Origin of the sequence: Glutamicibacter sp. 363, from assembly GCF_052379505.1 — a bacterium.
Classification (GTDB): domain Bacteria; phylum Actinomycetota; class Actinomycetes; order Actinomycetales; family Micrococcaceae; genus Glutamicibacter.
The window spans coordinates 1-26587 of record NZ_JBQSYR010000007.1 but is presented as its reverse complement, the minus strand read 5'-3'; the positions used below and the strand labels follow the sequence as shown (position 1 = coordinate 26587).

Here is a 26587-nt window from a genome sequence, read left to right as displayed (position 1 = left end):
TAAAGCTTCAAAGAAGTGTTAAAACTTTTTGGGTTTCCCCTAGTTGGCCAGCGCTTCGTCGATGGCCTGCACGGCCGCGGCGGCCATCAAGCGCACGCCCGTTCCGATGCACCGTTCATCTGGGTTATAGTCCCCGCGGTGCAGGTCGAAGGTCTTGCCTCCCGGAGTGCGGGTGCCAAGGCGCAGCATTGCCCCCGGTACCTTCTGCGTCATCCAGGCAAAATCTTCTCCGCCCATGGACTGCGGGGTCAGCTCGATCGCTGCCGCGCCAAATTCCCGGCGAGCCGCATCTTCGATCAATGCGGTTTCGCTCGGAGCGTTGATTACCGGCGGCACCCCGCGGGTGTGCTGCATCTTGATCTCCACCCCATAGGGAGCTGCCACCTGGCGGACCGTAGCATCGAGCAGCTCACCGGCCGCGTACCAGACCTCGCCATCGAGGCAACGCATGGTTCCGGCCAGGTATCCGGTAGCGGGTATCGCATTCGGGGCGCTGCCGGCATGAATCTGCCCCCACACCACCGAGACGGCCGAGCGCACATCCACCTTGCGTCCGAGCACTGCCGGGACCTGGGTGGCGATCTGGCTCATTGCGAAGACGATGTCTTCGGTCAAATGCGGACGTGAGGTATGCCCGCCGCGGCCGTTGACCTCGATGCGAATGGTATCGCTGGCCGAGGTGATCGCGCCGATGCGGGTACCGATCTTGCCCACGTCGATCCGCGGATCGCAGTGCAGCGCCAGCACGCGCGGCACCTCATCCAAGATCCCCTGCTCGATCACGGACAGCGCGCCGCCGGGCAGTTTCTCCTCGGCAGGCTGGAAGATCACCCGAATTTTTCCGTGCAGCGCCCCGGCCTCGTCCATCCGCTGCAAGGCCAGCGCGACGCCGAGCATCACGGTGGTGTGGATGTCGTGGCCGCAAGCGTGGGCCACCCCGTCGGTCTGCGAGGCGAAATCCAGCCCGGTTTCTTCCACTACGGGCAGAGCGTCGATATCCGCGCGCAGCCCGAGCCGGATCGGCCCCGGTCCCACGTCGACGAATGCACCGGTCTGCTCCATGGCCACCGGCTCGAGCCCGGCGGCACGCAGCGTCGCGAGAATCCGCGCGGTGCTCTGGTGCTCCGCGAAGGACAGTTCTGGGTTGCGGTGCAGCTCGCGGCGGAAGTCGATCAGCGCAGGCAGCAGCGGCTCGGTCCACGGTTGGACGGAAGCCAGCTTGCCATTTTCATTCACGGTGGTCACCCCTGTGAGAATACGCCGTCGAGGAATCGGCGACCAGCTGGGCCGTAACCTTGAGCCGAATTACGCAATACAATCCCATCCCAGGCCCCGGTTCATCGCGAACCGGGGCCCGGGCACGGGACATTTGCTACTTGCCGCGGATCAGTTCGGCGCAGCGCTCACCAATCATCATCACCGTGAGATTCGGATTCACCGTCACCAACTCCGGCATCACCGACGCATCGGCCACCCGCAACCCGGACACCCCCTTAACCCGCAACTCCGGATCCAACGGCGACATCACATCCTCCACAGCCCCCATCCGCACCGACCCGGCCGGATGATACACGGTGTTATGCGTGCGCTTGAGGTAATCGAAGATCTCCGCATCGGACTGCACACCCTGGCCCGGGAACTGCTCCACCCCAGCCCAATCAGCCATCGCCGGCTGCCCGATGATCTCCCGGGCCTTGCGGATCCCGGCGATCATCACCCGCGCATCATGGCCCTCCGGGTCGGTGAAATAGCGCGGATCGACCTTCGGCTTGTCACGGAAATCGCAGCTGCGCAACCGCACCGTACCCCGGGACTTCGCATGCGTAACATTCGGAGTCAGACAGAAGGTGTTCTCCCCGGTCGGATACCCCTGGCGCAGCGTATGCATATCAAAAGGCACCGACCCGTAGTGGAACATCAGATCCGGACGGTCCAGCCCCTCGCGGGTGGGGGTGAAGATGCCGATCTCCCACCACTGGGTGGATTCGCTGACCATGGGCTGCTTCGCCTCCCACTGGATCACCCCTTCGGGGTGGTCCTGCAGATGCTCGCCCACCCCCGGCGCGTCGAGGAGCACCTCGACGCCCACCGACTCCAGATGCTCGGCCGGCCCGATCCCCGAAAGCATCAGCAGCTTCGGCGAATCGATCGCCCCGGCCGAGAGGATCACCTCGCGGGCCGCGTGCAGCGTGGTAGTGCGCCCGAACGCCCCGTCGACCACGTCCACCCCGGTGCAGCGCTTGCCCGCATCGAAGTTCAGCTTCCGCGCCTGCAGCCCGGTGAGCAGCGTGAAGTTCTCCCGCTCCATAATCGGATGGATATAGGAGACCGAGGAGGAGGACCGGGTGCCATCGGCACGCCGGTTGATCTGGAAGAAGTTCGCCCCGTTGACCACGGTCTCATCGTTGTTGAACTTCGCCCGCGGAATCCCGGCCTGCGCGCAAGCCTCCAGCAGCGCCACCCCGCACGGATCGGTGCCCGGCACATTCATCAGGTGCACCGGCCCCGAATCCCCATGGTGCGGGGCCTCCGGCCCGGCGTCCTCATTGCTCTCCAGCTGCTGATACAGCCGGTAGGCCATCGCCGAATTCCAGCCGGTGGCCCCGAACTTCGATTCCCATTCATCCAGGTCCTCGCGCGGCGCCCAGAACGCGATGCAGGAATTATGGCTCGAGCACCCGCCCATCACCTTGGCCCGGGAATGGCGCATGAAGGAGTTCCCGTTCTCCTGCGCCTCGATCGGGTAGTCCCAGTCCAGCCCGGATTCGAGCAATTCCATCCAGCGGTTCAGCTGCAAGACCTCCTCAAGACCCCGGTCATCGGGGCCGGCCTCCACCAGCGCGATGCGCACCGCCGGGTCTTCACTCAGCCGTGCGGCGGCCGCGGCGCCGGCCGAACCGCCGCCGATGACGATGTAGTCAAATTCGTTAGTGTTGCTCATAATCCTCAGTTTCCCTCTTCCCTACTTCTGGGCGAACCAGCCGGTGACCTGCGGGTCCAGATTCTGGTAGATGTGCTTGGCTTCCTGGTACTCGCCCAGCCCGGTCGGCCCCAGCTCGCGGCCGACCCCGGACTGGCCGAAGCCGCCCCACTCGGCCTGCGGCAGGTAGGGGTGGAAGTCGTTGATCCAGATCGTCCCGTGGCGCAACCGGGCCGCGATCCGCTGGGTCTTGGACGCGTCCTGGCTCCACACCGCCCCGGCCAGCCCGTAGTCGGTGTCGTTGGCGGTAGCCACCGCCTCATCTTCGGTGGCGAAGGTCTCCACGGTGACCACCGGGCCGAAGGCCTCCTCGATGACCACCGACATGCCGCGGGCCACCTGGTCAAAGACGGTGGGCAGGTAGAAATGCCCCGCCCCCAGCCCGGGGCCGTCCGCATCGGTGGCCGCCCGGCCCCCGCAGCGCAGCCGCGCGCCTTCGGCGAGCCCGGACTGCACATACGCCTCGACCTTTCCCAGATGCTCCGCGGAGATCAGCGCCCCGGTTTCGGCGTGCTCATCGAACGGGCCGCCGAGGGTGATCTGCTCCGCGCGGCGCACCAGTTCGTCGACGAACCGCTCCGCAATGGATTCCTCCACGATGATCCGCGCCCCGGCCGAGCAGACCTGCCCCGAATGCACGAACGCGCCATTCAGCGCGTTGTCCACCGCGGCGTCGAAGTCCGCGTCGGCGAAGATCACGTTCGGGTTCTTCCCGCCCAGCTCCAGGGCGACCTTCTTCACCGTTCCGGCCGCCGCGGCCGCGACCTTGCGCCCGGTGGCCAGGCCGCCGGTGAAGGAGACCAGGTCCACGTCGCGGTGCTCGGAGAGGACCGCGCCGACCTGCGCGCCGGTGCCGGTGACCAGGTTCGCCACCCCGGCCGGCAGGCCCAGCTCATGGAGCACGTCCAGCATCAGGATCGCGGTGGAGGGGCTCAGCTCGGCGGGCTTGAGCACGAAGGAGCAGCCGGCGGCCAGCGCCGGGGCGATCTTCCACGCGGCTTGGAGCAGCGGGTAGTTCCACGGGGTGATCATCGCCGCGACGCCGACCGGTTCGTAGACGATGCGGCTGAGCACCTGCCGGTCCCCGGCGTCGACGATCCGCCCGGCATCGGTTCCGGAGAGCTTGCCGAAGTAGCGGAAGCAGTTGATGATGTCGTCCATGTCCAGTTCGGATTCGACCAGGCGCTTGCCGGTGTCCAGGGTTTCGGCCAGCGCGAATTCGTCCTTGCGTTCGGCCAGCCGGTCCGCGACGCGCAGCAGGAAGTCTCCGCGTTCCGGGGCGGGGAGCTGGGACCAGGTCCCGGTGTCGAAGGCGCGGCGGGCCGCGGCGATCGCGGCCTCGGCGTCCGCGGGCCCGGCCTCGGAGACGAGGGCTACCGGTTCGCCGTTGGCCGGGCAGGAGATCTGCCTGGTCGCGGCGGAGCTGGCCGGCCCAAAGCTGCCGTCAATATAAATCGTCGCGGCATTGAGCAGTAGTTCGTTCTGGTTCTGCGGAAAACTCATGACTCGTCCTTCGTCTTAGCAATCAGGGGAATAGAGGAAGTTTCAAAGTCCGACTCCCAATCAGACTTTCCGGCTCCCGCCGCGTTGATCTGGCTGGGTCCATCGGATTCGATCTGGGTATTCAGGAAGGTGAGATGCGCTTCGTACTGGTCCAGCACATCGCAGATGAGCTGCTCTTTGCTCAGCCCCATCAGGTCGTATCCGTGGCTGCCTTCTTGGGAGAAGACTTCGATGCGGTAGTAGATGTCATCGCCCGCGGAGACCCTCGCGTAGCTCGGTACCGGAAGCTGGACCGGGTACACCTGGTATTTGAAGGGACGTTCCTGCCCGTTGCCGACCACCAGGTCCAGGGAGTCGAGGTTCAGGTTATGCACCGCTTCGGTATCCAGCTGGACCTCGGCGCCGCGGGCGGTGAACTCCTCGCTCACCTCGCGCAGTGCAGGCTCGGCCACCTCGGCGAGGTAGCGCTGCACCGCCCGGTGCCCGGGATAGTTCATCGCCCGGGACAGACGCTGCTTCCAGCTGCGCCGTTCGGTGCTGGGACCCATCCGGCTGCTCAGCACCTTGTGCATGGCCCCTTGGTAGCTATCGGCCAGCGCCGATTCAACCCGCAGGGATTTAAACAGTCCCAGCATGATGAATAGCAGCACGAAGGAGAAGGGAAGGCCCATGATGACGGTCGCGCCTTGCAGGGTCGGCACGCCATCGACGAAGAGCATGCCCAAGGTCAGCAGGCCCGTGGCCAGCGACCAGAACAGGCGCACCGGCTTGGAGCCGTCCGATTGCGCATCTTTCAGGTGCGAGGTGAAGTTCGCCATCACCAGCGCGCCGGAGTCGGCGCTGGTGACGTAGAACAGCAGGCCGGTGAAGGTGGCGATCGCCGCGGTGATGGGGGTACCCGGGTACTGCTCGAGCAGCGAATAGAAGGCCCGCTCCGGGGTGTTCATGGCGACCTCGCCGAAGGCCGCGTTTCCGCCGCGCACCAGCGCCAGCGCGCTATTGCCGAAGATCGAGATCCACAACAGGATGAAGGCGAAAGGCACTACCAGAACGCCGGTGACAAACTGCCGAATGGTTCGCCCACGCGAAATGCGGGCGAGGAACAGCCCGACGAAGGGCGCCCAGGCGATCCACCACGCCCAGAAGAAGAGCGTCCAGCCATTGAGCCACTCATCGGGGCGGTCATAGGCGAAGGTATCCAGCGCCATGCCCGGGAAGTTCGCGAGGCTGTCGCCGATGTTGATGATGATCCCGTCGAAGAGGTAGGCGGTACCGCCGACGATCAGCACAAAGAGCATCAGCGCAATGCACAGCAGCACGTTGAGTTCGGATAACCGTCGAATGCCCTTTTCCACACCGGTCAGTACCGAGATCGTCGCCATGAAAACGGCCGCGACGATCAGCACGATCTGCCAGCTCATGTTCTCGGGAATTCCGAACATGAAATTTAACCCATAGTTCAGCTGGGCCACGCCGATGCCCAGCGAGGTCGCGATGCCGAAAATCGTACCCAGCATGGCCGCTATATCCACCGAGTGGCCGATCCAGCCATTGATCCGGCGGCCCAGCAGCGGGTAGAGGGCGGAACGGATCGACAGCGGAAGATTGTGCCGGTAGGCAAAATAGCCCAGCGCCAGCCCGATCAGCGCGTAGAGGCCCCAGCCCAGCAGTCCATAGTGGAAGAGCGTCCAGACCACCGCTTGGCGGGCCGCCTCAACGGTTGAGCCGTCGCCGGTAGGTGGCGCTAGGTACTGCGTGATCGGCTCGGCCACCGAGAAGAACATCAGGTCGATGCCGATGCCGGCCGCGAAAAGCATCGAAGCCCAAGTGAAAACGTTGAAGGTCGGCCGTGAATGGTCGGGCCCCAGCCGGGTCTTGCCGACCTTCGAAATGGCGATGCTGATGACGAAGACGAGCACGGAGACGACGATGAGCGTGTAGTACCAGCCGAAGTTCTTGCCGATCCAGGCGACCGTGGCACCGATCACTGCGTCGGCAGACTCCCTGTCGAGAATGGCCCACAGGGCAATGCCGAGCACCAGCGAGGCCGAACCGAAAAAGACAACTCGATTGATTCGAGTTTCTTTCTGGACCGGTTCGGGCACCTTGGCTTGGTCGTTGGGTTTGCTTGGCGGTTCGGAATCATTCTTAGCCGTTGACATGCGTTCAAACCTACTCAAATTCGTGTCGAAAAGCACCCGAAACCGTGAATCCGAGGCACCGCGAGCATCCGAATTTGTGCCGCCGGGTCTAGTTATACCGGCTTGCTGGCGCGCCTGGCCGCCTTCGCCATCCGCTGCTTCGAGATAGTCCTCACAACCAGCAAAAACGCCCGTGACCTACCCTTTCGAGTCGGCCACGGGCGTCGGAAACTGCGTGCGCTAGAGCACGTCGGTAGCTCCGGAGGCCTTGAGCTTCTCCACCGTCTGCTTGACCTTCTGCGCGTGCTCCTTGGTCGTGACGAGCAAGGCGTCGGCCGTATCCACGACGATCACATCGTCGATTCCGATCAGCGCAACCACCCGGGGGCGATCCCCATAGACTACGCCGGTGGCATTATCCGAATACACCCGAACGTTCTCCCCCAGAGAGATCACCCCGGTGTCCTCGCTGGCCTTGTTCAGCCGACCGATGGCGGCGAAGTCCCCGACGTCATCCCAGTTGAAAACGCCGGGAATCACCGCGACGTCGCCGGCGGCCGCGGCGGGCTCGGCCACCGCGTAGTCGATCGCGATCTTGGGCAGGTCGGTCCAGACCGCGTTCATGACGGCTTCGCGCTCGTCGGTATCCCACGCCTCGGCGATGCGCATCAGGCCGGCATGCAGATCTGGCTCGTTCGACTTGAGGTGCTCGAGCATCAGCCCCACGGGGGCGACGAACATTCCGGCATTCCAGAGGAATCCCCCGCCGGCCAGGTAGCCGCGGGCCGTATCCTCATCCGGCTTCTCCACGAATTCCACGACGGCGCGGGCGGTGGGCGCGTTGGCAACATTCAGCAAATCGCCGGCCTTGATGTAGCCAAAGGCCGTCGAGGCATGAGTCGGATGGATGCCGATCGTCACGATCTTGCCCGTGGCCGCGGTATGGATCGCTTCGCTCAGCGCCTTCTGGAAGATGTCCACCGGGCCAATGACCTGGTCGGCGGCGAAAGAACCCATGATGATATTCGGGTCACGGCGATACAGGATGGCTGCGGCGAGTCCGATCGCGGCCGCCGAATCACGTGGCTCGGGTTCGAGCACCAGGTTCTCGTCACACAGTTCGGGGAGCTGGTCCATGACCGCGCCGCGGTGGGCACGACCGGTGACGACCATAATCCGCTCACCGGCCAATGGCACCAACCTGTCGTACGTCGCACGGATCAGGGTAGAACCCGAGCCGGTGAGATCGTGCAGGAATTTGGGAGCCGAGGCTCGGGAGAGGGGCCACAGTCGGGTTCCGACGCCACCGGCCGGAATCACGCCATGGAATCGCGCTAAAAGGTCTGCATTCACGAGCACAACACTAATTCATTCGGTGGGCAAACCCGGTCATTGAAGCTCTCGGGCGATCAATAAATACGAAACGTGTCTATGCGTTATTACGCGCGTATTTCCGGCCTTCTGGCGCATATTTGCCACTATTCGGTGAACATACTCACAAGGGCGAGACTCAAGATAGAACCGAGGCTCATATGTGGTTTAGACTCGCACAAGGAACGCTCGCACAAGTGCGTCAAATCTCATTGTGTGCAATATACACATGCGCCGTTGCGAGCCTTGGAGGTTTAGTTCAGTGTCGAAGACTTCGTCAGGCACCCTATACCGCGGCCGTGAAGGCATGTGGTCCTGGGTGGGACACCGGGTCACCGGTGTCGTTATTTTCCTTTTTCTTTTAGTGCACGTGCTTGATACAGCACTTGTACGCGTCGATGCCAGTGCATACGACGCAGTGATTGCCACGTACAAAAACCCCCTGATGGCACTCGGTGAAACCGCTTTGGTCGCCGCCATCCTCTTCCACGCATTCAATGGACTGCGTCTGATCTTGGTTGACTTCTGGAAGCAGGGCACCAAGTACCAGCGCCAGCTGTTGTGGGGCGTCATCGGCGTTTGGGTCGTTGTATTCGCCGGCTTCGCAATCCGCCACCTCTCGCTTGCATTCGGAGGACACTAAACCATGAGCGCAGAAATTGCTGCCCCCCGTAGCCAGCGTATAGACCCGAAGTATGTTCGCGGACCAAAGTCCCGCAGCAGCTTCGAGATGCTCGCATGGCTGTTCATGCGCCTATCCGGCGTAGTACTGGTCGTTCTGATCTTCGGTCACCTGATCGCCAACCTGCTGACCGGCACGGGCATCAACGCCCTGTCCTTCGGCTTCGTTGCCGGCAAGTGGGCCTCACCAATCTGGCAGTTCTGGGATTTGGCGCTGCTTTGGTTGGCGATGCTGCACGGCACCAACGGTGTGCGTACCATCATCAACGACTACGCCGAGAAGCACGCAACCCGTGCCTGGCTCAAGGGCGTCCTCTATGTGTCGACGATCTTCATCATCGTGCTTGGCTCCCTGGTGATCTTCACCTTCGATCCTTGCGTTGTGAACAGCCCGTTGCCACAGTGCTAAAACCCCTTTTTTAGCCACACAGATTTTTCAGAAAAGAGAGCATCAAGAATGCAGGTACACAAGTACGACGTAGTCATCGTCGGTGCCGGTGGTGCAGGTATGCGTGCCGCGATCGAGTCCGGTCAGCGCGCGCACACCGCAGTGCTTACCAAGCTTTACCCAACCCGTTCGCACACCGGTGCGGCCCAGGGCGGCATGTGCGCAGCACTTGCCAACGTCGAGGAAGACAACTGGGAGTGGCACACCTTCGACACCGTCAAGGGTGGCGACTACCTGGTGGACCAGGACGCAGCGGAGGTCATGGCGAAGGAAGCCATCGACGCCGTGCTCGACCTGGAAAAAATGGGTCTTCCGTTCAACCGCACCCCGGATGGCAAGATCGATCAGCGCCGCTTCGGCGGCCACACTCGTGACCACGGCAAGGCCGCCGTGCGTCGCGCCTGCTACGCAGCTGACCGCACCGGTCACATGATTCTGCAGACCCTGTACCAAAACTGCGTCAAGCACAACGTTGAGTTCTACAACGAGTACTACGTGCTGGATATGCTCATGGTTGAGGAGGATGCCTACCGCGAGGACGGCACCGCCTACAAGCAGAAGCGCGTTGCCGGCGTCGTTTCCTACGATCTGGCTACCGGCGAGCTGCACATCTTCCAGGCCAAGTCGGTTGTCTTCGCAACCGGCGGCGCGGGCAAGGTCTTCAAGACCACCTCGAACGCACACACCCTGACCGGCGACGGCATGGGCATCGCCTTCCGCAAGGGCATCCCGCTGGAAGACATGGAATTCGTGCAGTTCCACCCGACCGGCCTGGCCGGCTTGGGCATCCTGCTTTCCGAAGCGGCCCGTGGCGAAGGCGCGATCCTGCGCAACTCCGAGGGTGAGCGCTTCATGGAGCGTTATGCTCCGACCATTAAGGACCTCGCTCCGCGTGACATCGTCGCACGTTCGATGGCCAATGAGGTGCGTGAAGGCCGCGGCTGCGGCCCGAACAAGGACTACGTGCTGCTCGACCTGACCCACCTGGAACCGGCGCATATCGATGCGAAGCTTCCAGACATCACCGAGTTCGCCCGCACCTACCTGGGCGTTGAGCCGTACACCGAGCCAGTTCCGGTCTTCCCGACCGCGCACTACGTGATGGGCGGCGTGCCAACCAACATCGAGGCCGAGGTCCTGCAGGACAACGACACCGTGATCCCGGGCCTCTTCGCCGCCGGCGAAGTTGCTTGCGTTTCGGTCCACGGCTCGAACCGTCTGGGCACCAACTCGCTGCTGGACATCAACGTGTTCGGCAAGCGCGCTGGCCTCTCCGCGGCCAAGTACGCGGCCACCGCGGACTTCGTGGAACTTCCGGAAGATCCAGAGAAGTTCACCAGCTCCCAGATCGACTCCATGCTGAACTCCACCGGCACCGAGCGCGTTTCGGTACTGCGGAAGGAACTTCAGGACATCATGGATGCGAACGTCCAGGTGTTCCGCGACAAGGATTCGCTGAATCGTGCACTGGTAGTCATCGAAGAACTGCGCGAGCGCTACAAGAACGTTTCGGTCCAGGACAAGGGCAAGCGTTTCAACCTTGACCTGCTTGAGGCCATCGAGCTCGGCTTCCTGCTGGACATGGCAGAGGTCATGACCGCTGCAGCCATGCACCGCAAGGAATCACGCGGCGGACACTACCGCGAAGATTACCCGAACCGCGACGACGAGAACTTCATGAAGCACTCGATGTCGTACCGCGACGCAACGGCTACCACCGAGGGCATTTCCGGCATTCGCATGGAAACCAAGCCCGTAATCTTCACCCGTTACCAGCCGATGGAGCGTAAGTACTAATGAGCACGGAACTTCCGGAACCAGCATCAAAGATTGAACTCAAGCCAGGTGTCGGCGGCGGCGGAGAGATCCCTACCTTCGACATCACCTTGCGTGTTCGCCGGTACACCCCGGAGAGCACCGCTGACGCTTACTGGGAAGACTTCAAGCTGACCATGTACGGCACGGACCGCGTGCTGGACGCCCTGCACAAGATCAAGTGGGAGCACGACGGTTCGCTGTCCTTCCGCCGCTCTTGCGCCCACGGCGTCTGCGGTTCCGATGCGATGCGCATCAACGGCCGCAACCGCCTGGCCTGCAAGTCCCTGCTCAAGGATCTGGACACCTCCAAGCCGATCACCGTTGAAGCCATCAAGGGCCTGCCCCTTGAAAAGGATCTCATCGTTGACATGGAACCGTTCTTCCAGTCCTACCGCGAGGTCATGCCGTTCCTGATCAACGAAGGCCATGAGCCTTCCGGCGAGCGTTACCAGTCGGCAGAAGACCACGCCAAGTTCGAGGACACTACCAAGTGCATTCTTTGCGCCGCGTGCACCTCGTCTTGCCCGGTCTTCTGGACCGACGGCCAGTACTTCGGCCCGGCAGCCATCGTCAACGCGCACCGCTTCATCTTCGACTCGCGCGATGATGCAGGCGACATGCGTCTGGAGATCCTGAACGACAAGGAAGGCGTGTGGCGTTGCCGCACCACCTTCAACTGCTCCGAAGCTTGCCCACGTGGCATCCAGGTGACCAAGGCTATCGCCGAGGTCAAGCAGGCGATCCTGTCGCGCACCATCTAAGGATTCTTCCTTAACCCGCCAAGGGGCTCGAACCATCCGGTTCGGGCCCCTTCGCGTTAACTGCTGGCAACCAGCAGAGGAATTCCCGCCAGCGTATTTTGACCGATTCTGATTTGTGGCATGATGAGCAACAAGGGAGCTGGCGGCGACGCCAGCAGCCCTAAAAATTTCACAGACTTCCACGCACGCCACCCGTCCGTGGTTGAGGCCCATGCACAGGGCGTCCGCGTCGCAGCTGCCCGCGGAGCGCACGGGGTAAACCCGTTCCTGGCAAATATGTAATTTCCACGCAAAGGAGAAACAATGGCTGAGAACAAGAACGTGAACCCCTCTGGTTCGACCACCCAGGCTGGCATTCCGACGGTCAGCGATCGCAACTCGCTCACCGTAGGCGCCGACGGGCCGATCGTCCTGCACGACCACCACCTAGTCGAAACCCTGCAGCATTTCAACCGGATGAACGTTCCGGAACGCCGCCCGCACGCCAAGGGCTCCGGCGCTTTCGGCGAATTCGAAACCACCGAAGACGTTTCGCAGTACACCAAGGCGGCCCTGTTCCAGCCCGGCGTCAAAACCGAAACCCTGATGCGCTTCTCCACCGTCGCTGGCGAGCTCGGCTCCCCGGACACCTGGCGCGATGTGCGCGGCTTCTCGATGAAGTTCTACACCACCGAAGGCAACTTCGATCTGGTCGGCAACAACACCCCGGTATTCTTCGTGCGCGACCCGATGAAGTTCCCGCACTTCATCCGCTCGCAGAAGCGCCTGCCCGACTCTGGGCTGCGCGACGGCACCATGCAGTGGGACTTCTGGACGCAGAACCCCGAATCAGCCCACCAGGTCACCTACATCATGGGCCAGCGCGGCCTGCCGAAGACCTGGCGCGAAATGAACGGCTACGGATCGCACACCTACATGTGGGTCAACGCCAATGGCGAGAAGTTCTGGGTGAAGTACCACTTCCTGAACCAGCAGTCCGAGAAGTTCGAAACCATGGGCGGGGAGAGGGCCGAATCGCTGGCCGGCTCCGATGCCGAATTCCACCGCCGCGACCTGTTCGAGAACATCAAGGCCGGCAACTTCCCGAAGTGGGACCTGTACATCCAGGTCATGCCGTACGACGAGGCCAAGACCTACCGCTACAACCCATTCGATCTGACCAAGGTCTGGTCGAAGAAGGACTACCCGCGCATCAAGGTCGGCACGATGACGTTGAACCGCAACCCGGAGAACTTCTTCGCGCAGATCGAACAGGCGGCCTTCTCCCCGGGCAATATGGTTCCCGGCATGGGCATGAGCCCGGACAAGATGCTGCTGGGCCGCAACTTCGCCTACGCGGATGCCCAGCGCTACCGCATCGGCACCAACTTCCAGCAGCTGCCGGTGAACAAGCCGAAATGCCCGGTCACCTCGTACAACTTCGAGGGAAGCATGACCTACGAGCACACCTCGGATCGCAGCGTCTACGCCCCGAACTCCTTCGGCGACAGCTACAGCGACCAGACCGGTCCGGCGGAGAACTCCTTCGAGTCCGATGGCGAGCTGGTCCGCTCGGCCTACACCCTGCGTGAGGACGATGGCGACTTCGTCCAGCCAGGCATCCTGGTGCGCGAGGTGATGGACGACGCCCAGCGCGCCGAACTCGTGGAAACCGTCACCGGCGCGCTGGGCGGAGTGATCGAACCGGTGCTCACCAACGCCATCGAATACTGGAAGAATATCGACCCGGACGTCGGAGCCAAGATCGAAGCCAACGTGCGCGCCCAGTAGGCATTGCGCGGCGCTCTTCCGGGTGCAGGAGAGTGAGCTGAAACAGGTTGGTCCCCGCGAACATTCGCGGGGACCAACCTGTTTTTTTGCTTAACCGTTAGCGTGCTGTAGCTCCCGTTAGCGATTCTGACTGATTTTCGGGTTCATCGCACTTATGCGGATCGGGTTCCGATTCCAGGACTGCTTCCGTTTCATGCTCCGGGGAGACTTGCTCCCGGTTTGTGCCCGTTGCTCCAAGGGCGGGAACGTCTTCCCCGTTGAAAACCCGGCGGACCCGGTCGATATCCAGGGATTTGTCCCACCAGGCGATGAACAACGTAGCCACCGCATTGCCGCAGAAGTTCACCAGAGCACGGCACTCGGACATGAATTTGTCGATGCCGAAGATCAGCATAATGCCCGCTGCCGGAATGGTGCCCAATGTGCTCAGCGTTGCCGTCAGTGCGATGAATCCACCGCCGGCCACGCCTGCCGCGCCCTTCGAGGTCAGCAGCATCACCGCAAGCATTCCAATCTGCTGACCGACGGTAAGGTCCGTGTTGGTGGCCTGGGCTATATACACGGCAGCCAGCGACAGGTAGATCGCCGCCCCATCGAGGTTGAAGCTGTAGCCGGTAGGGACCACCAGGCCCACGGTTTCCTTCTTCACTCCTGCATGTTCCAGCTTCTTCATCAGCCCCGGAAGAGCCGGTTCGGCCGTTGAGGTACCCAGGATCAGCAGCAGTTCTTCGCGGAAGTGCTTAAACATCTTGAAAATATTCAGTCCCAAGAAGGCCATGATTCCGCCAAGGAAGAAGACGACGAAGACGATAGAAGTGCCATAGAAGAGCAGGATCAGCCAGCCCAAGCTTGAGAGCGTTTCCACCCCGTATTTGCCCACGGCGAAGGCCATGGCGCCAAAGGCGCCCAGCGGGGCTGCTTTCATGATGAAGTTCAACACCTTGAAGATGACCGTTGTCAGACGCTGAACCATCTCCAGCACCGGGGCACCTATTTTACCGACCGCGTTGATCGCGATACCGAACACCACAGCCATGAAAATGATCTGCAGGATGTCGCCCTCGACGAATGGCGAAGCGACGGATCCCGGGATGATATGGGTGAGGAATTCCCACCACTGCTGGTTCTCGCCCTTGTCTATGAGTTCGGCCGCCTGGCCGGTGGTTTCGATCTTGCTCGCATCGGCGTTCACACCGTCACCCAAGCGGAAGATGTTGATCGCTACTAGTCCCAGGAGCATTGCGCAGATGGTGCCGATCTGGAAGTAGCCTAATGCCTTGAGCCCCGTGGCTCCGACCTTCTTCAGGTCGGCAACGCTGGCGATGCCGCCAACAATGGTCAAAAAGACGATGGGACCGATGAGCATTTTCATCGCTTCGACAAATGTCGTACCGATCGGTTGCATGGCTTGACCGGTCTTCGGCGCGAGCCAGCCCAGAATGATGCCGGCGACGATGGCGATCAGCACCCAGAAGTACAATTGCCGGTACCAGCGCTTGCGTACGGGAGGGTTGCTTTCGCTGTGCATGGTATTGCCCATGATTCCTACCTCAGTGTTGGAATAAGTCTTACTCCGTGGATCTCAGGCGTGCTTAGGAGCGAGACTAGAAAATATGTGGGGGGTCGAAGACTAAGTCGCTCCGTGGGCGGAGTGCGGACTCTCGGGTCGGGTCGAGCACCCGACCCGAGAGCGCCGTGGCGCAGCTTAGACGGCTGCCAGGGTGCTGCTCAGCGCGTGGACGATGGCTTCGGTGACTGCTTCCGTGTCGGCGTTGCCGCCGATGTCCCGGGTCAGGTTTCCGGAGCCGGTGGCGACCTCGATGGCCGCCTCCACTCGGCGCGCCTCCTGCTCAAGGCCAAAGTGCTCGAGCATCAGCGCGGCGCTGGCGATCGCACCAATCGGATTGCAGATCCCCTGGCCAGCGATATCCGGAGCGGTGCCGTGGACCGGTTCGAACATCGAGGGGAAACGGCGTTCCGGATTCAGGTTCGCGCTGGCCGCCAGGCCCAGGCTGCCGGCGAGAGCCGATCCGAGATCCGAAAGGATGTCCGCATTGAGATTTGAGGCCACGACCACCGAGAGTTCTTCCGGATTCAGGATGAACTTCGCGCTCATCGCGTCGACGAGCACGCTTTCAGTGCGCACCTCCGGGTAATCCAGGGCCACCCGGTTGAAGACCTCGTCCCAGAGCACCATGCCGTACTGCTGGGCATTCGATTTGGTGACTGAGGAGACCTTCTTCACCGTGCGAGTGCGAGCCAGATCGAAGGCGAAGCGGATGATGCGTTCGCAGCCCTTCTCGCTGAACAACGCGGTCTGCAACGCGATTTCGTTGCCCGGTCCACGGCCCGATAGGTTGCGCCCGCCCAGTCCCGCGTACTCGCCCTCGCTATTCTCGCGCACGACGATCCAATCAAGTTCGGTGTCGTCGGCCTTGCGCAGCGGCGAGGTGACACCGGGCAGGAACTTCACTGGTCGGATGTTGGCCCACTGGTCGAAGTTCTGCGTGATGTTCAGGCGCAGACCCCACAGGCTGACATGGTCGGGGACGTTTTCCCAACCGACGGCACCGAAATAGATCGAGTCGAAGTCCTTCAACGTTTCCAGTCCGTTCGGATCCATCATGACCCCGTGCTGGGCGTAGTATTCACAGCCCCAAGGAAATTCGGTCCAGTCGAAGGCGAATTTGCCCGAGGATTGCTCGGCGATGGTGTCAAGCACGCGGCGCCCCGCCGCAACAACTTCCTTGCCGACGCCGTCGGCCGGGATTGAAGCGATCTTGAATACCTTGGTCTGGCTCATAGCGTTCTCCTCTGGAGTGAAAGTGTTCCGCGTCACATGCGAACTTAGTTTCAATTAGACCGGCTCCGCTGAATTGCGTCCAAGACTGAAATTGCATATTCCGAATAGGAAAAACCTATGAGTGATGGCCAAGACTCGACGCGGCATACGCTTCGGCGACGCTCAGAAACGCCCGGGCTGCCGGCGTCAGGTTCGACTGCCTGCTGATAATCGCCACATGCAATTCGGCCACAGGCTCCAGCCGCGTCACGCGAAGTCCCGAACGGCGCGCCAGCGGCGCCCACGAGACGGGGAGGATCGCGTGCCCCACGCCGGCCAACACCAGCGGAAGTATCGAGGTGCGATGTGCAACCTCCGCCACGATCTCAATGTTGACGCCACCGGCGAGAAGGTCGTCAACCAGGGCGCGCATCAGTGAGCCCCGCTGCGAGATGATGACGCGTTCCCCACCGAGATCCTGGCCACTGAGCACCTCGCGTGCCCCAAAATTATCGGCCGTCGGATTGATGATCAGCATCAGCGGCTGGCGTTCGAGTTGCACCACGTCGACCCCGGGGGCGGTGATGGGCCGATCCGCGCCAAGCAGTCCTATTTCATTGCTGCCGTTACGCACCGAGGAAACCACATCGTCGACGGTAAACGCCGCGGCGGTGCTCACGGAGATCTGCGGATAGCGTTCGGTGTAGCCGGCTATCAGCGTGGTCAGCGGTTCGATTGCGGGCGAGGGCATGGCGATCAGCTCCAGGCGCCCGCGGCGCACCCCCTTCAACGCTGACATGGCCGAATGCGCGGCATCCAGGTCCCGGACCACCAGTCGCGCGGGTCCCACAAGCTCCTTGCCGGCCTCGCTGAGCACGGCCCTGCGCCCGACCCTGTGGAATAGCGGCAGCCCGATTTCCCGTTCAAGGCTTTTGATAGTTTGCGACAGCGATGGTTGTGCGATCAGCAAATGCTCGGCCGCCCGATTGAACCCCTCATGGTCGACCACCGCTAGAAAATACCTCAGCTGCCGAACATCCATGTCTCTCCTCCGCCGCGTTGCCCTGGCCATCACCGTGGCCCACTGACTATTATGTGATGCACCCCACGGGTCGCGTCACATCGTGAGTCAGTATGTGTAGCGCTGTTGGGGTTCCGTGCAGCTGGCCGGACAGAGAAAAACCCCGTGGAACATTTTTGTTCCACGGGGTTTTTGCTTTCCGTTCGGTTAACGCTAGCATCGCAGCGCGAGTTCCTCGCTGAGATTCCACGCCCCGCCGCGGGTGTCGAACAGCTGCAAAGTCCGCACCTCGAAGCTCAGCTCCACCTCGCGCAGCTGTTCCTGCGCGGCATCCAGGTCCGCACTGGGCACGTTCTGCGCGATCGTCAGGTGCGGGTGGTACTCGAATTGCGATTCGTGGCGCAACTGGTCGGCCAGCAGCTGCCGATGCAGCTCCCAGCACCGCTCGGCCCCCGCCGCCAGCGGCAGGTAGACCACCTCGCTGGCCGGGCGGAAGGAGCCGACCGAGGCGAGCCGCACCTCAAAGCACGCACTGCCCTGGGCAACTCGGCGCACCTGCCTGGCCGCCTGCTCCCAGGACTCGCCGTAGGACCCGGAGATCAAGGTGATATGCGGGGCGATCGGCTCGGTCGCCGCTCCCCCATAAACCCGCCGCCATTCGCGCAGCACGCTGCGCTGTGGTTCGGGCACGGGAATGACGACCCCCAGCGTGAAGCGGGGCTCGAGCATTCCGGCCTGCGGCTCGATCACGGTTAGCCGTGGCTTCCCAGCGGCGGCAGGAAGCCGACCTTCTCGTAGACATCGGTTATCGTCGCCGAGGCCACCGTGCGCGCCTTGGCGGCCCCGGCCAGCAGCAGCCGGTCCAGTTCCGCCGGGTCATCGAGCAACGCCAGGGTGCGCTCGCGGATCGGGGTGAGCCGTTCCACCACGGCCTCGGCCACGGCCACCTTCAGGTGCCCGTACATCTTGCCCTCGAATTCGGCGACCAGCTCGGTCACCTGGCGCCCGGTCATCGCCGCCAGGATGTCCAGCAGGTTCGAGACCCCGGGCTGCTCCTGCCGGTCGTAGGCGACGACGCTGCCCGCATCGGTGACCGCGGACTTGATCCGCTTGGCGATCAGCTTCGGCTCGTCGAGCACGTTGATCAGCCCGGCCGGGGACTCTGCGGACTTGGACATCTTGGAGGTCGGGTTCGCCAGGTCGTAGATGCGCGCCCCTTCCTTCGGGATGAAGGCCTCGGGCACCACAAAGGTCTCGCCGAAGCGGTGGTTGAAGCGCTTGGCCAGGTCGCGGGCCAGCTCCACATGCTGGCGCTGGTCATCGCCCACCGGCACGCCTTGGGGCTGGTAGAGCAGGATGTCCGCGGCCATCAGCATCGGGTAGGTGAACAGCCCGACGCTGGACTGGTCGGACCCGCCCTTGGAGCTCTTGTCCTTGAACTGGGTCATCCGGCTCGCCTCGCCGAAACCGGTGAGGCAGTTCAGCACCCAGGCCAGCTGCGCGTGCTCGGGGACCTGGGACTGGACGAACAGCGTGGATTTCTCCAGATCGATGCCGCCGGCGATGTACTGGGCCGCGGTCACCCGGGTGCGCTTGCGCAGCTCGGCCGGGTCCTGCGGCACGGTGATCGCGTGCATATCGGGGATGAAGAAGAACGCCTCGTAGTCGTCCTGGGCCTTGACCCAGTTGACCAGCGCGCCGAGGTAATTGCCCAGGTGCAGCGAGTCCGCCGAGGGCTGCATGCCCGACAGCACGCGGGGACGGGTGGTGGTGGCGAATGTTTCGCTCATGGGATGAAGTGGTCCTTTAGAACTGGTAGTCGACGACCAGCGGTGCATGGTCGGAGAAGCGCAGATCGTAGGCCGAGGCACGGTCTACGTGGGATTTGATGGCCTTCGCCGCGAGCTGCGCGGTGGCCATCTGGTAGTCGATGCGCCAACCGGCATTATTGTCGAAGGCCTGCCCGCGGAAGGACCACCAGGTGTAGGGACCCTGCGCGTCGGGGCCGGCCAGTTCGCGGGCCACGTCTTTGTACCCGATCTCCGCGCCGAAGAATCCGTCGAAGTAGGCGATTTCCTCGTCCATCACGCCGGCGCGCTTATTGTGGTTCGGCTTCCAGTTCTTGATGTCCTTCTCGGTGTGCACGACGTTTAAATCGCCCACCACCAGCACGTGGTCCTTCTCGTTCTTCAGCTCGACCAGGCGCACATTCATGCGCTCGAGGAAACGGTACTTGTCCACCTGTTTCTGGGTATTCAGCTCCCCGGAGTGCACATAGGCGGAGACCACGCAGAGCGTGCTGCCGTCTTCCATGGCGAAGTCCGCTTCCACCCAGCGCCCGGATTCGGCGAAGTATTCCTCGCCGATGTCCCCGCGCACGGCGGTCGGCTCGGCGCGCGAAAGCACCGCAACCCCGGCGCGGCCCTTGTCCTTGGCTTCGGCGTGCAGAATGTGCCAGCCCTCGCCGATCAGTTCGCGCACGATCGCATCCGGCGCGCGCACCTCCTGCAGGCACAGGATGTCCGCGTCGCGGGCGGCGATCCAGTCGGCCATATTGCGCTTGTAGGCCGCGCGAATGCCGTTGACGTTGACCGAGGCGACGCGCACGGCGCCCTGAAGCTTGCTCAAAATTTCCACGCTGGTAGGTATCACAGTTCCACCTTACAAAAAGACAGCGCAACGTTCGGCGTGAACGTTGCGCTGCGCGGTAACAAAATCAATTAGTTGACGATCTCGCCGTCGATGGCCTCGCCGGAGGGCTTCATCATGTCGCGCGCGTTGGTCGCGGTCATTTGGATGGTTTCCAGGGCGCGGTCGATCATTTCCGCGGAATTCTCCGCGTTCTGCTCGCGCTGTTCGGCGATCACCCGGGCCTGCACCTGGATGATCTTGAAGGAGTGGTCCAGCTTCATATCGCGCTGGCTCGTGCCTTCGTCGACGACGACGGTGGAGCCACCCTGCGCGCGGCCGGTGGCTGCCGCGGTGGCTTCGCGCAGCGAGGTATTGATCTTATCCGCCCCGCGCTTCAGGCCGAACATCATGAACGCCGCAAGCAGCAGCCAGCCGGCGGAGATCGCGACGATGAACCAGCCGACGACCTCGTTCGAGTTGGCGGCGAACACGACCGCCACCAGGAGGACGACGACCATCACTGCCATGGCCAGAGTCGATGCGTTCAGGGTGACTTTTTTGCCCTGCTTCGCGGTGCTGCCTAGAGGTTCCATAGCTGAAATTATCTCATTTTGGCTCCGTGCTGACCAATTTTCAGGCCACCGGTTCGCCCACAGCGTGCCCGGTGGCGCTAGGAGTTGAATACGCGACTCATGAAGTCCCCCAGCGGCATCCCGTCCAGCGCTGCCCGGATGATCAGAAAGCCGGCGATGCCCACCACCCAACCGAGGGTTTCCTGCGCGTAGCCGCCGAGCTTTGTGCCCACCCGTTGCAGCCAGTTATCCAGGCGGTCTCCGGCCGCCGCACGGATGGCCACGAAAATGAGGCCCGGGACGATCATCACCACGCAGTAGACCGCCAGCAAGGAGAGCTGCATCGGTTCGGACCAACCGCTCTGCTTGAGTATCGCCATGGCGCCGAGGTACGGAAGCATCGTGGGCAGTTCCAGCAACCCCGCGACCAGCGCCAGCACCGCGATCCCGGACTTGCTATCCAGTGCCCGGGCCATGAACCCGCGCAGGTTCTTCGGCACTTGCGGCCCGGCATCCCCCGGCGTAGCTGGGTCCGTTGGCTCCGCGCGCTCTTGGGACGCGCCCCCGACTGCCGATTTGCGCAGCGCCGCGGCCTTTTGCGCATCGGTTTTGTAGGTCAACGCCCAGATGATCATGCCCGCCCCGAGCAACAGGCTGAGCAGCCTGATCGTCGGGTGTTGGAAGAAGCCGGCCGGAACCAGCCCCGCACCAAGGTTCCAGCCCGAGCCGATCAGCACGCCAATCACCCAGTAGAACGCCGCGAGCAGCCCCAGATACACAATCACGCGCGGGATGGCTCGCCGGTAGTCGCGCCGCAGCAGCAACCAGATCGGGATGACCAGGGTGCCAATGCTTGTCGCATCGATGAGCGCGAGGACTAGCAGCATCAGGCCCGGGGACTGCATTAAGAAGTTCATGTTTCTCACTGTGCGGCTTCGCGGCGTGCTTGAAAATCGGGCAACGGGCCACCTGGCCTCCTACTTTAGGAGGACGCGCGGCGGCCGGAACAACGGGCATGCTTAATGGGTGAGAAGAAAACTAGCGCAGCTGCTGCGCCGCCTGGGCAGCGGGGATCAGGAACCCGAAACCGTAGGCATGTACTTGCTGCTCACCTCCGTGCTGCACTTGGCAAACCTGGTCAATCCGCCGCTGGCGAGTTTTGCTGCGCTGGCCGGATGGTGGTTCCCGGTGCTGGCCCTTGGCACGGCTCCGCTGTTTCTGCGCCGCCGGATGCCCACGATCTGCGCCTTATGGCTGCTGCTGTTCGCGGCGTTGCTGCTGGCGATGGGCAGCATCGGCGGGTACTTCCTGCTCTTCGAATCCGTATTCACCATCTACCTGCTGGCCGGCGCACCGGTGCGGCGCTGGACGCTGATCGTGTTGAGCCTGGTCACGCTCACCGTGGCCGGATACATCTGGGCGAAGACCGGGTCCACCTCCGATGCGGTGCTGGCGATCTTCATCGCCGGGTTTGTCTTCTTCACCCCGATGCTCTGGGCGGAGAACGTGCGTACCGCCAAGGAGCTGGCGCACAGCGAATCGGCACGGGCCGCCGCGGTAGGCGCCGCCGCGGCGGATCGCGAGGAGCGGCTGGTGGCCGAGCATCGTGCGTCGAATATCGAGGAACGCACCGCGCTGGCCCGGGAGATGCACGATGTGCTTTCCGCACGGCTCTCTTCCATCGCGCTGCTCAGCGGCGCATTGCTCGAACGCGAGCCGATGACCAGCCAGCCGGGCCTGCGCGCCCCGCTGGAAAGCATCCGTGCCGAATCGGTAGCCGGGCTGCAGGAGATGACTTCGATGGTGCGCATGCTGCACGCGGGCAGCAGCTCGGCGCTGCGCGCGGACCTTAGCGGGCTGCCCGAATTGGTGCAGTCTTTCCAACAGGCCGGGCAGCGAATCAGCTATGACACCGGCGTGGCTTCGGATCTGGCCCTGGTATCCGAGCCGACCCAGACGGCGATCTACCGGACGGTCCGTGAGCTGCTGGTCAATCATGCAAAGCACGCCCCGGGCAGCGCACTGCGCCTGGAGCTGCTCCAGGCACCGGCGGCCCTGGTGGTGCAGTCCAGCAATACGCTGCGCGACGCGCCCGATTCGGCCGGCACCCCTAGCGCCGGCGGAGCCGGCAGCGGGTTGAATAATATCCGTTCGCGCGTGCAGGCCCTGGGCGGGCACTGCGAATTTGGCAGCGGCAGCAAATTCTGGGCAAGGTGCGAATTCCCCACCGATCCGGAGACCCTGAAGGGCGGTGACCCGCGATGAGCGTCAAAACCCTGATCGTCGACGATCATTCCACGGTGCGCATGGGGATCCGGCTGATTCTCGAGGCCGACTCTGCCCTTGAAGTGGTCGGCGAGGCGTCCGACGGCAGGCAAGCGGTGGATATGGCCCGGGCGCTGCGCCCCGAGGTGGTGCTCATGGATCTGCGCATGCCGATCCTCGATGGGGTCGCCGCGACGGCCGAAATCAGCTCCGCTGGCTTGGCCCGCGTGCTCGTGCTGACCACCTTTGACGACGACGCCTACCTCTTCGGTGCGCTGCAGGCCGGCGCTCACGGGTTCCTGCTGAAAAGTTCCACGCCGGCGCAAATCCTCGACGGGGTGAAAACGGCCGCGCGCGGCTGTTCGGTGCTGGACCCCGAAGTGACCTCCCGCGTCGTGGCGCAGGCGATGGCGGCACTGGACCCGCAACCGGCGCCGCCCCCGCTGCCCGAGACCCTCACCGAGCGGGAATTGGAGGTGCTGGCCGGGCTCGGCGCGGGACTGAGCAACCCGCAGATCGCCGCGCGCTTGGGCATCGGGGAAACGACGGTGAAAACCCACGTATCCCGGGTGATGGGCAAGTTGTCGGTCAGCTCCAGATTGCAGGCGGCAAAGATCGCCTTTGCGCACTGGGGCTAGGCAAAACCCGCGCGGCTTACCAGCTCACCAGGCAGAACGGATGCTGCTGCGGGTCCAAATACACGCGGAAGGTCTTCGAGCCTTCACCGGTGAGCGCGGCGCCGAGCGCGAGCACCTGCTGCTCCGCGAGATCCAGATCCTTGACCTTCACATCGAGGTGCGCCTGCTGCGGGTGCAGATGCCCCGGCCATTCGGGAGCCACATACGGGCTGACCGCCTGGAAAGCCAGTCCGGGACGGTCCGGTGCGTCACCGATGCTCACCCAGTCCGGCTCATCGTCGAGCCGGATCATGCCCAGTAGCTGCTCATAGAATGTGGCCAACGCGCTGGGATCCTCGCAGTCGATGACCATGGCCTGCCATGTGCCAATCATTTCCTTAGCCCTTCGCCTTGAAAAGTCGTGTGTGCTTCGGATGCTTCCCATTATGCCCAGCCGCACGCCCCGGCGATAGTGCCCGTCGGCGCAAGATTCCACGCTAGGCGGCGGTTTGGCATATGGCTTGGTGCGATGGGTTTTTGCCGATTCGGACTAACTGCCGGCAGAGCTCTGGTTCTCCGGTTTCGCACGCTGCCAGGACTCGTTCATCGCGGTAATGGCATAGTCGATCAGGGCGAGCACCCGCGCCGAGAGCTGCGCCTTGCGCGGCCAGATCGCCACGACGGCGCTGGGATAATTCGGCGGGTTGAGCCGGCGAATTGCCAGTTTGCGCCCCTCGAGCGATAGCTCGGCATTGTTTGGCCGTGACATCAGCAGCCCGTAGCCCAGCCCGCGGCCAACCATCGCGTTGACCAGGATCATCTGCGGCACCGAGGCGGTGATCCTCGGCACCAGCCCGCGTGCCGCAAAAAGCTGCATGGTGTATTCGGTGCTCGGTACCGACTGGTACATGATCAACGGTTCCGTCACGAGATCGCTTAGTTCCAGTGGCCGCTCAAGGCGCGCCAGCGGATGCTCGGGGTGCAGCACCACCTGCATCTCGGTCTCGTAGATGACCTGCTTATTCATCTCTTGCGGCAGCAACAGGTCGTAGACGAAGGCAACATCGAGATCCCCGGAGTTCAACGCCGGGATCAGTTCCTCGTGGGTGCCCACGCGCACGCTGACGTCCAACTCCGGATGCACCCGGGGAAAGCCCTCGAGCAGCGCGGGGACCACATGGGGTGAGAGCGAGGCGAAGCAGCCAAAACGCACCGGGCCGCGCAGCTTTCCCTCCTGGTGCGGAAAGGTTGCCTGCAGCTCATCGACCTGGGCAATGATTTTTCGCGCCATCGATGCGAAGTACTCCCCCGAGGCGGTCATCGAGACGCCATGGGCCTTGCGGCGCAGGCACAAGGGTTCGCCGGCGATTTTTTCGATTGCGGTAATCGATTGCGACAGCGCCGATTCTGAAATATTCAGCTCGCTGGCGGCCGAGCCAAGGGTGGAATGTTCGGGCAGTTCGGCAATGATTTCCAGATGGCGCAGGGTGAACTTCGGCATACAGTTAAGTCTACCTTCAATAGTTCTGCACATCTTTGAAGTTTACCTAAGGTTTGTGCGGTGCAACACTGTAGTGACTTACAACTCACGCAGTACTGGTTTTTTGGGGCCAGCGCAGCTCAGCGAGGAGCACCATGGGTAACACCGCAAACATCGCAGGACGGAACGCCAAGTCCAATCAACGGCGCGTCGCTTTTGCCACCATCATCGGCACCACCGTTGAATGGTACGACTTCTTCATCTACGCCACCGCCGCCGGTCTGGTCTTCAGCCAGCTGTTCTTCGAACCTGCCGGCAAGGAAATCGGCCTGCTGATCTCCTTCGCCTCGGTGGGCCTGTCCTTCCTCTTCCGCCCGCTGGGTGCGTTCCTCGCCGGGCACTACGGCGACAAGATCGGCCGCCGGGCGATGCTGGTGCTCACGCTGAGCCTCATGGGCGCCGCGACGATGCTCATCGGCGTGCTGCCAACCTACGAGACCGCCGGCATCCTGGCACCGATCATGCTGCTGACGCTGCGCATCCTGCAGGGCATCTCCGCCGGCGGCGAATGGGGCGGCGCGGTCTTGATGGCCGTCGAGCACGCACCCGATACCCATCGCGGACGTGCCGGTTCCTACCCGCAGATCGGCGTGCCGCTGGGCATGCTGCTCGCCTCGGGCACCATGGCGCTGATGACCGGCGTCATCTCCCCGGGCGAAGAATTCGTGCAGTGGGGTTGGCGCGTGCCGTTCCTGGCCTCCATCGTGCTGATCGCCGTGGGCTACTTCGTGCGCCGCGCGGTCGACGAGTCCCCGGTCTTCGAAGAGATCGCCGAGCAGAAGGCGCAGACCAAGGTGCCGATCCTCGAGCTGTTCCGCAAGCACTGGCGTCTGGTTGTCGTCGCGGCATTGGTATTCGCGGGCAACAACGCGGCCGGCTACATGACCACCGGCGGCTTTTTCCAGTCCTACACCACCGACCCGGATGGGCCAATCGGTCTGGAACGCACCGACGTGCTCATCGCGGTGGTCTTCGGGGCCGCAATCTGGCTGATCTTCACGATGATCGCCGGACTGCTGGCCGACGTGCTGGGCCGCGTGCGCACCTACCAGGTAGGCTTCGTGATTCTGGGACTGTCGATGTTCCCGGTCTTCGCGCTGGTCAACACCGGGTCGCTGGGCCTGCTCTACCTGGCCTTCGGCATCTTCGGCATCGGGCTGGGGCTGACCTACGGCGCCCAGTCGGCGCTGTACTCCGAAATGTTCCCCGCCTCGGTGCGCTTCTCCGGTGTGTCGATCTCCTACGCGATCGGCGCGATCGTCGGCGGCGCTTTCGCCCCGACCATCGCCCAGGCGCTGGTGCAAGCGACCGGCGGGACGAACGCGGTGGCCACCTACCTGCTGATCGTGGTGGCGATCTCGCTGATCGCAGTCTCGATGATCCGCGATCGGAAAGGCATCGACCTGTCCTTCCGCAATCAGGCCGAACAGGAAGTCGGCGCGCTGGTCTTCGACAAGCGCGTGGCAGAACCTGCCAAGGATCTGAGCAACCGCTAAACGGCACCTGGCATACAGCAATGCCCCGGCAAGAAACCAAATGGGTTTCCTGCCGGGGCATTGCCGTGCCCGGGCTGCCCAGAACGCTGCACATATGCCACTTGCGTGTCCGCGACGGACGGCGCTCCGGGTACGCAAAAGGCCCGTGGGCCATCCCCCCCGCGGCGGGGATGGCCCACGGGGCGTCGGG

The 26587-nt window shown here is 63.1% G+C and carries 24 protein-coding genes; 9 read left to right on the top strand and 15 right to left on the bottom strand.

The genetic code is table 11. The features are described 5' to 3' along the window. Nucleotides 1-39: 39 nt before the first annotated feature. The 5 genes from ACT3UA_RS05640 to ACT3UA_RS05620 all read right to left on the bottom strand — a co-directional run bounded on the left by ACT3UA_RS05640 (nt 40) and on the right by ACT3UA_RS05620 (nt 7977). The gene (locus ACT3UA_RS05640; protein ID WP_096287815.1) at nt 40-1236 is read right to left on the bottom strand and encodes an amidohydrolase; all 1197 of its coding nucleotides are present in this window, start codon (nt 1234-1236) and stop codon (nt 40-42) included. A 136-nt stretch (nt 1237-1372) separates the two neighbouring features. Beyond that, complete coding sequence (locus ACT3UA_RS05635) at nt 1373-2941, bottom strand: GMC family oxidoreductase (protein WP_444615671.1); 1569 nt, start codon at nt 2939-2941, stop codon at nt 1373-1375. Nucleotides 2942-2962: 21 nt separating this feature from the next. After that, on the bottom strand, nt 2963-4483 hold the full coding sequence (locus ACT3UA_RS05630) for an aldehyde dehydrogenase family protein (RefSeq protein WP_444615670.1): 1521 nt from the start codon (nt 4481-4483) through the stop codon (nt 2963-2965). Next, nucleotides 4480-6645 carry a choline BCCT transporter BetT gene (gene betT / locus ACT3UA_RS05625; RefSeq protein WP_096288994.1) on the bottom strand — a complete coding sequence of 722 codons (2166 nt, stop codon included), beginning with the start codon at nt 6643-6645 and terminating at the stop codon, nt 4480-4482. The genes ACT3UA_RS05630 and betT overlap by 4 nt, the downstream gene beginning before the upstream one ends. 219 nt (nt 6646-6864) lie before the next feature. Further along, nucleotides 6865-7977: a mannose-1-phosphate guanylyltransferase gene (locus ACT3UA_RS05620; RefSeq protein ID WP_096289249.1), complete on the bottom strand. Its 1113-nt coding sequence runs from the start codon at nt 7975-7977 to the stop codon at nt 6865-6867. Between the two features lie 247 nt (nt 7978-8224). Here ACT3UA_RS05620 and sdhC point away from each other — a divergent pair, with 247 nt between their 5' ends. The 6 genes from sdhC (at nt 8225) to ACT3UA_RS05590 (ending at nt 13473) form a co-directional block, all read left to right on the top strand. After that, a complete protein-coding gene (gene sdhC / locus ACT3UA_RS05615; protein WP_170947871.1) occupies nt 8225-8638 on the top strand; it encodes a succinate dehydrogenase, cytochrome b556 subunit in 414 nt (137 codons plus the stop codon). A 3-nt stretch (nt 8639-8641) separates the two neighbouring features. After that, nucleotides 8642-9085: a succinate dehydrogenase hydrophobic membrane anchor subunit gene (locus ACT3UA_RS05610; protein WP_096288996.1), complete on the top strand. Its 444-nt coding sequence runs from the start codon at nt 8642-8644 to the stop codon at nt 9083-9085. A gap of 48 nt (nt 9086-9133) precedes the next feature. Next, on the top strand, nt 9134-10921 hold the full coding sequence (gene sdhA, locus ACT3UA_RS05605; protein ID WP_096288998.1) for a succinate dehydrogenase flavoprotein subunit: 1788 nt from the start codon (nt 9134-9136) through the stop codon (nt 10919-10921). After that, the gene (locus ACT3UA_RS05600; protein ID WP_096289000.1) at nt 10921-11703 is read left to right on the top strand and encodes a succinate dehydrogenase iron-sulfur subunit; all 783 of its coding nucleotides are present in this window, start codon (nt 10921-10923) and stop codon (nt 11701-11703) included. Before sdhA ends, ACT3UA_RS05600 begins: the two co-directional genes overlap by 1 nt. A gap of 120 nt (nt 11704-11823) precedes the next feature. Next, on the top strand, nt 11824-11985 hold the full coding sequence (locus ACT3UA_RS05595) for a hypothetical protein (protein WP_176484302.1): 162 nt from the start codon (nt 11824-11826) through the stop codon (nt 11983-11985). 21 nt (nt 11986-12006) lie between these two features. Beyond that, nucleotides 12007-13473 (top strand): catalase, encoded by a 1467-nt coding sequence (locus ACT3UA_RS05590; RefSeq protein ID WP_096289002.1) that lies wholly within the window; start codon nt 12007-12009, stop codon nt 13471-13473. Nucleotides 13474-13570: 97 nt separating this feature from the next. On the opposite strand, the gene dctA is transcribed toward ACT3UA_RS05590, so the two are convergent. The 8 genes from dctA to ACT3UA_RS05550 form a co-directional block, all read right to left on the bottom strand. Beyond that, the gene (dctA, locus tag ACT3UA_RS05585; RefSeq protein ID WP_096289004.1) at nt 13571-15013 is read right to left on the bottom strand and encodes a C4-dicarboxylate transporter DctA; all 1443 of its coding nucleotides are present in this window, start codon (nt 15011-15013) and stop codon (nt 13571-13573) included. A 165-nt stretch (nt 15014-15178) separates the two neighbouring features. After that, nucleotides 15179-16276, bottom strand: a complete 1098-nt coding sequence (locus tag ACT3UA_RS05580; RefSeq protein WP_096289006.1) for a tartrate dehydrogenase — start codon at nt 16274-16276, stop codon at nt 15179-15181. 115 nt (nt 16277-16391) lie between these two features. Next, on the bottom strand, nt 16392-17297 hold the full coding sequence (locus ACT3UA_RS05575) for a LysR family transcriptional regulator (protein WP_096289008.1): 906 nt from the start codon (nt 17295-17297) through the stop codon (nt 16392-16394). A gap of 192 nt (nt 17298-17489) precedes the next feature. After that, nucleotides 17490-17966, bottom strand: a complete 477-nt coding sequence (locus ACT3UA_RS05570; RefSeq protein ID WP_176484303.1) for a 2'-5' RNA ligase family protein — start codon at nt 17964-17966, stop codon at nt 17490-17492. Nucleotides 17967-18028: 62 nt separating this feature from the next. Next, the gene (trpS, locus tag ACT3UA_RS05565; protein WP_176484304.1) at nt 18029-19066 is read right to left on the bottom strand and encodes a tryptophan--tRNA ligase; all 1038 of its coding nucleotides are present in this window, start codon (nt 19064-19066) and stop codon (nt 18029-18031) included. Nucleotides 19067-19082: 16 nt separating this feature from the next. Continuing rightward, on the bottom strand, nt 19083-19928 hold the full coding sequence (locus ACT3UA_RS05560; RefSeq protein ID WP_176484305.1) for an exodeoxyribonuclease III: 846 nt from the start codon (nt 19926-19928) through the stop codon (nt 19083-19085). A 68-nt stretch (nt 19929-19996) separates the two neighbouring features. Further along, nucleotides 19997-20500, bottom strand: coding sequence for a hypothetical protein (locus ACT3UA_RS05555; protein WP_096289014.1), 504 nt, complete (start codon nt 20498-20500; stop codon nt 19997-19999). A gap of 77 nt (nt 20501-20577) precedes the next feature. Further along, complete coding sequence (locus ACT3UA_RS05550) at nt 20578-21396, bottom strand: GAP family protein (RefSeq protein WP_096289016.1); 819 nt, start codon at nt 21394-21396, stop codon at nt 20578-20580. A 109-nt stretch (nt 21397-21505) separates the two neighbouring features. Between ACT3UA_RS05550 and ACT3UA_RS05545 the strand changes: the two genes are divergently transcribed. After that, entirely contained in the window at nt 21506-22744 is a 1239-nt protein-coding gene (locus ACT3UA_RS05545; RefSeq protein WP_141393618.1) for a sensor histidine kinase, read from the top strand. Then, nucleotides 22741-23382 carry a response regulator gene (locus tag ACT3UA_RS05540; protein WP_096289020.1) on the top strand — a complete coding sequence of 214 codons (642 nt, stop codon included), beginning with the start codon at nt 22741-22743 and terminating at the stop codon, nt 23380-23382. Before ACT3UA_RS05545 ends, ACT3UA_RS05540 begins: the two co-directional genes overlap by 4 nt. Before the next feature lie 16 nt (nt 23383-23398). Here the strand turns inward: ACT3UA_RS05540 and ACT3UA_RS05535 are convergent, their stop codons facing one another. Both ACT3UA_RS05535 and ACT3UA_RS05530 read right to left on the bottom strand, forming a co-directional pair. Next, complete coding sequence (locus ACT3UA_RS05535) at nt 23399-23755, bottom strand: VOC family protein (protein WP_096289022.1); 357 nt, start codon at nt 23753-23755, stop codon at nt 23399-23401. 156 nt (nt 23756-23911) lie between these two features. Then, nucleotides 23912-24862, bottom strand: a complete 951-nt coding sequence (locus ACT3UA_RS05530) for a LysR family transcriptional regulator (RefSeq protein WP_096289024.1) — start codon at nt 24860-24862, stop codon at nt 23912-23914. Nucleotides 24863-24996: 134 nt separating this feature from the next. On the opposite strand from ACT3UA_RS05530, the gene ACT3UA_RS05525 reads away from it, so the two are divergent. Further along, on the top strand, nt 24997-26397 hold the full coding sequence (locus tag ACT3UA_RS05525; RefSeq protein WP_096289026.1) for an MFS transporter: 1401 nt from the start codon (nt 24997-24999) through the stop codon (nt 26395-26397). The last annotated feature ends 190 nt before the right edge of the window (nt 26398-26587 follow it).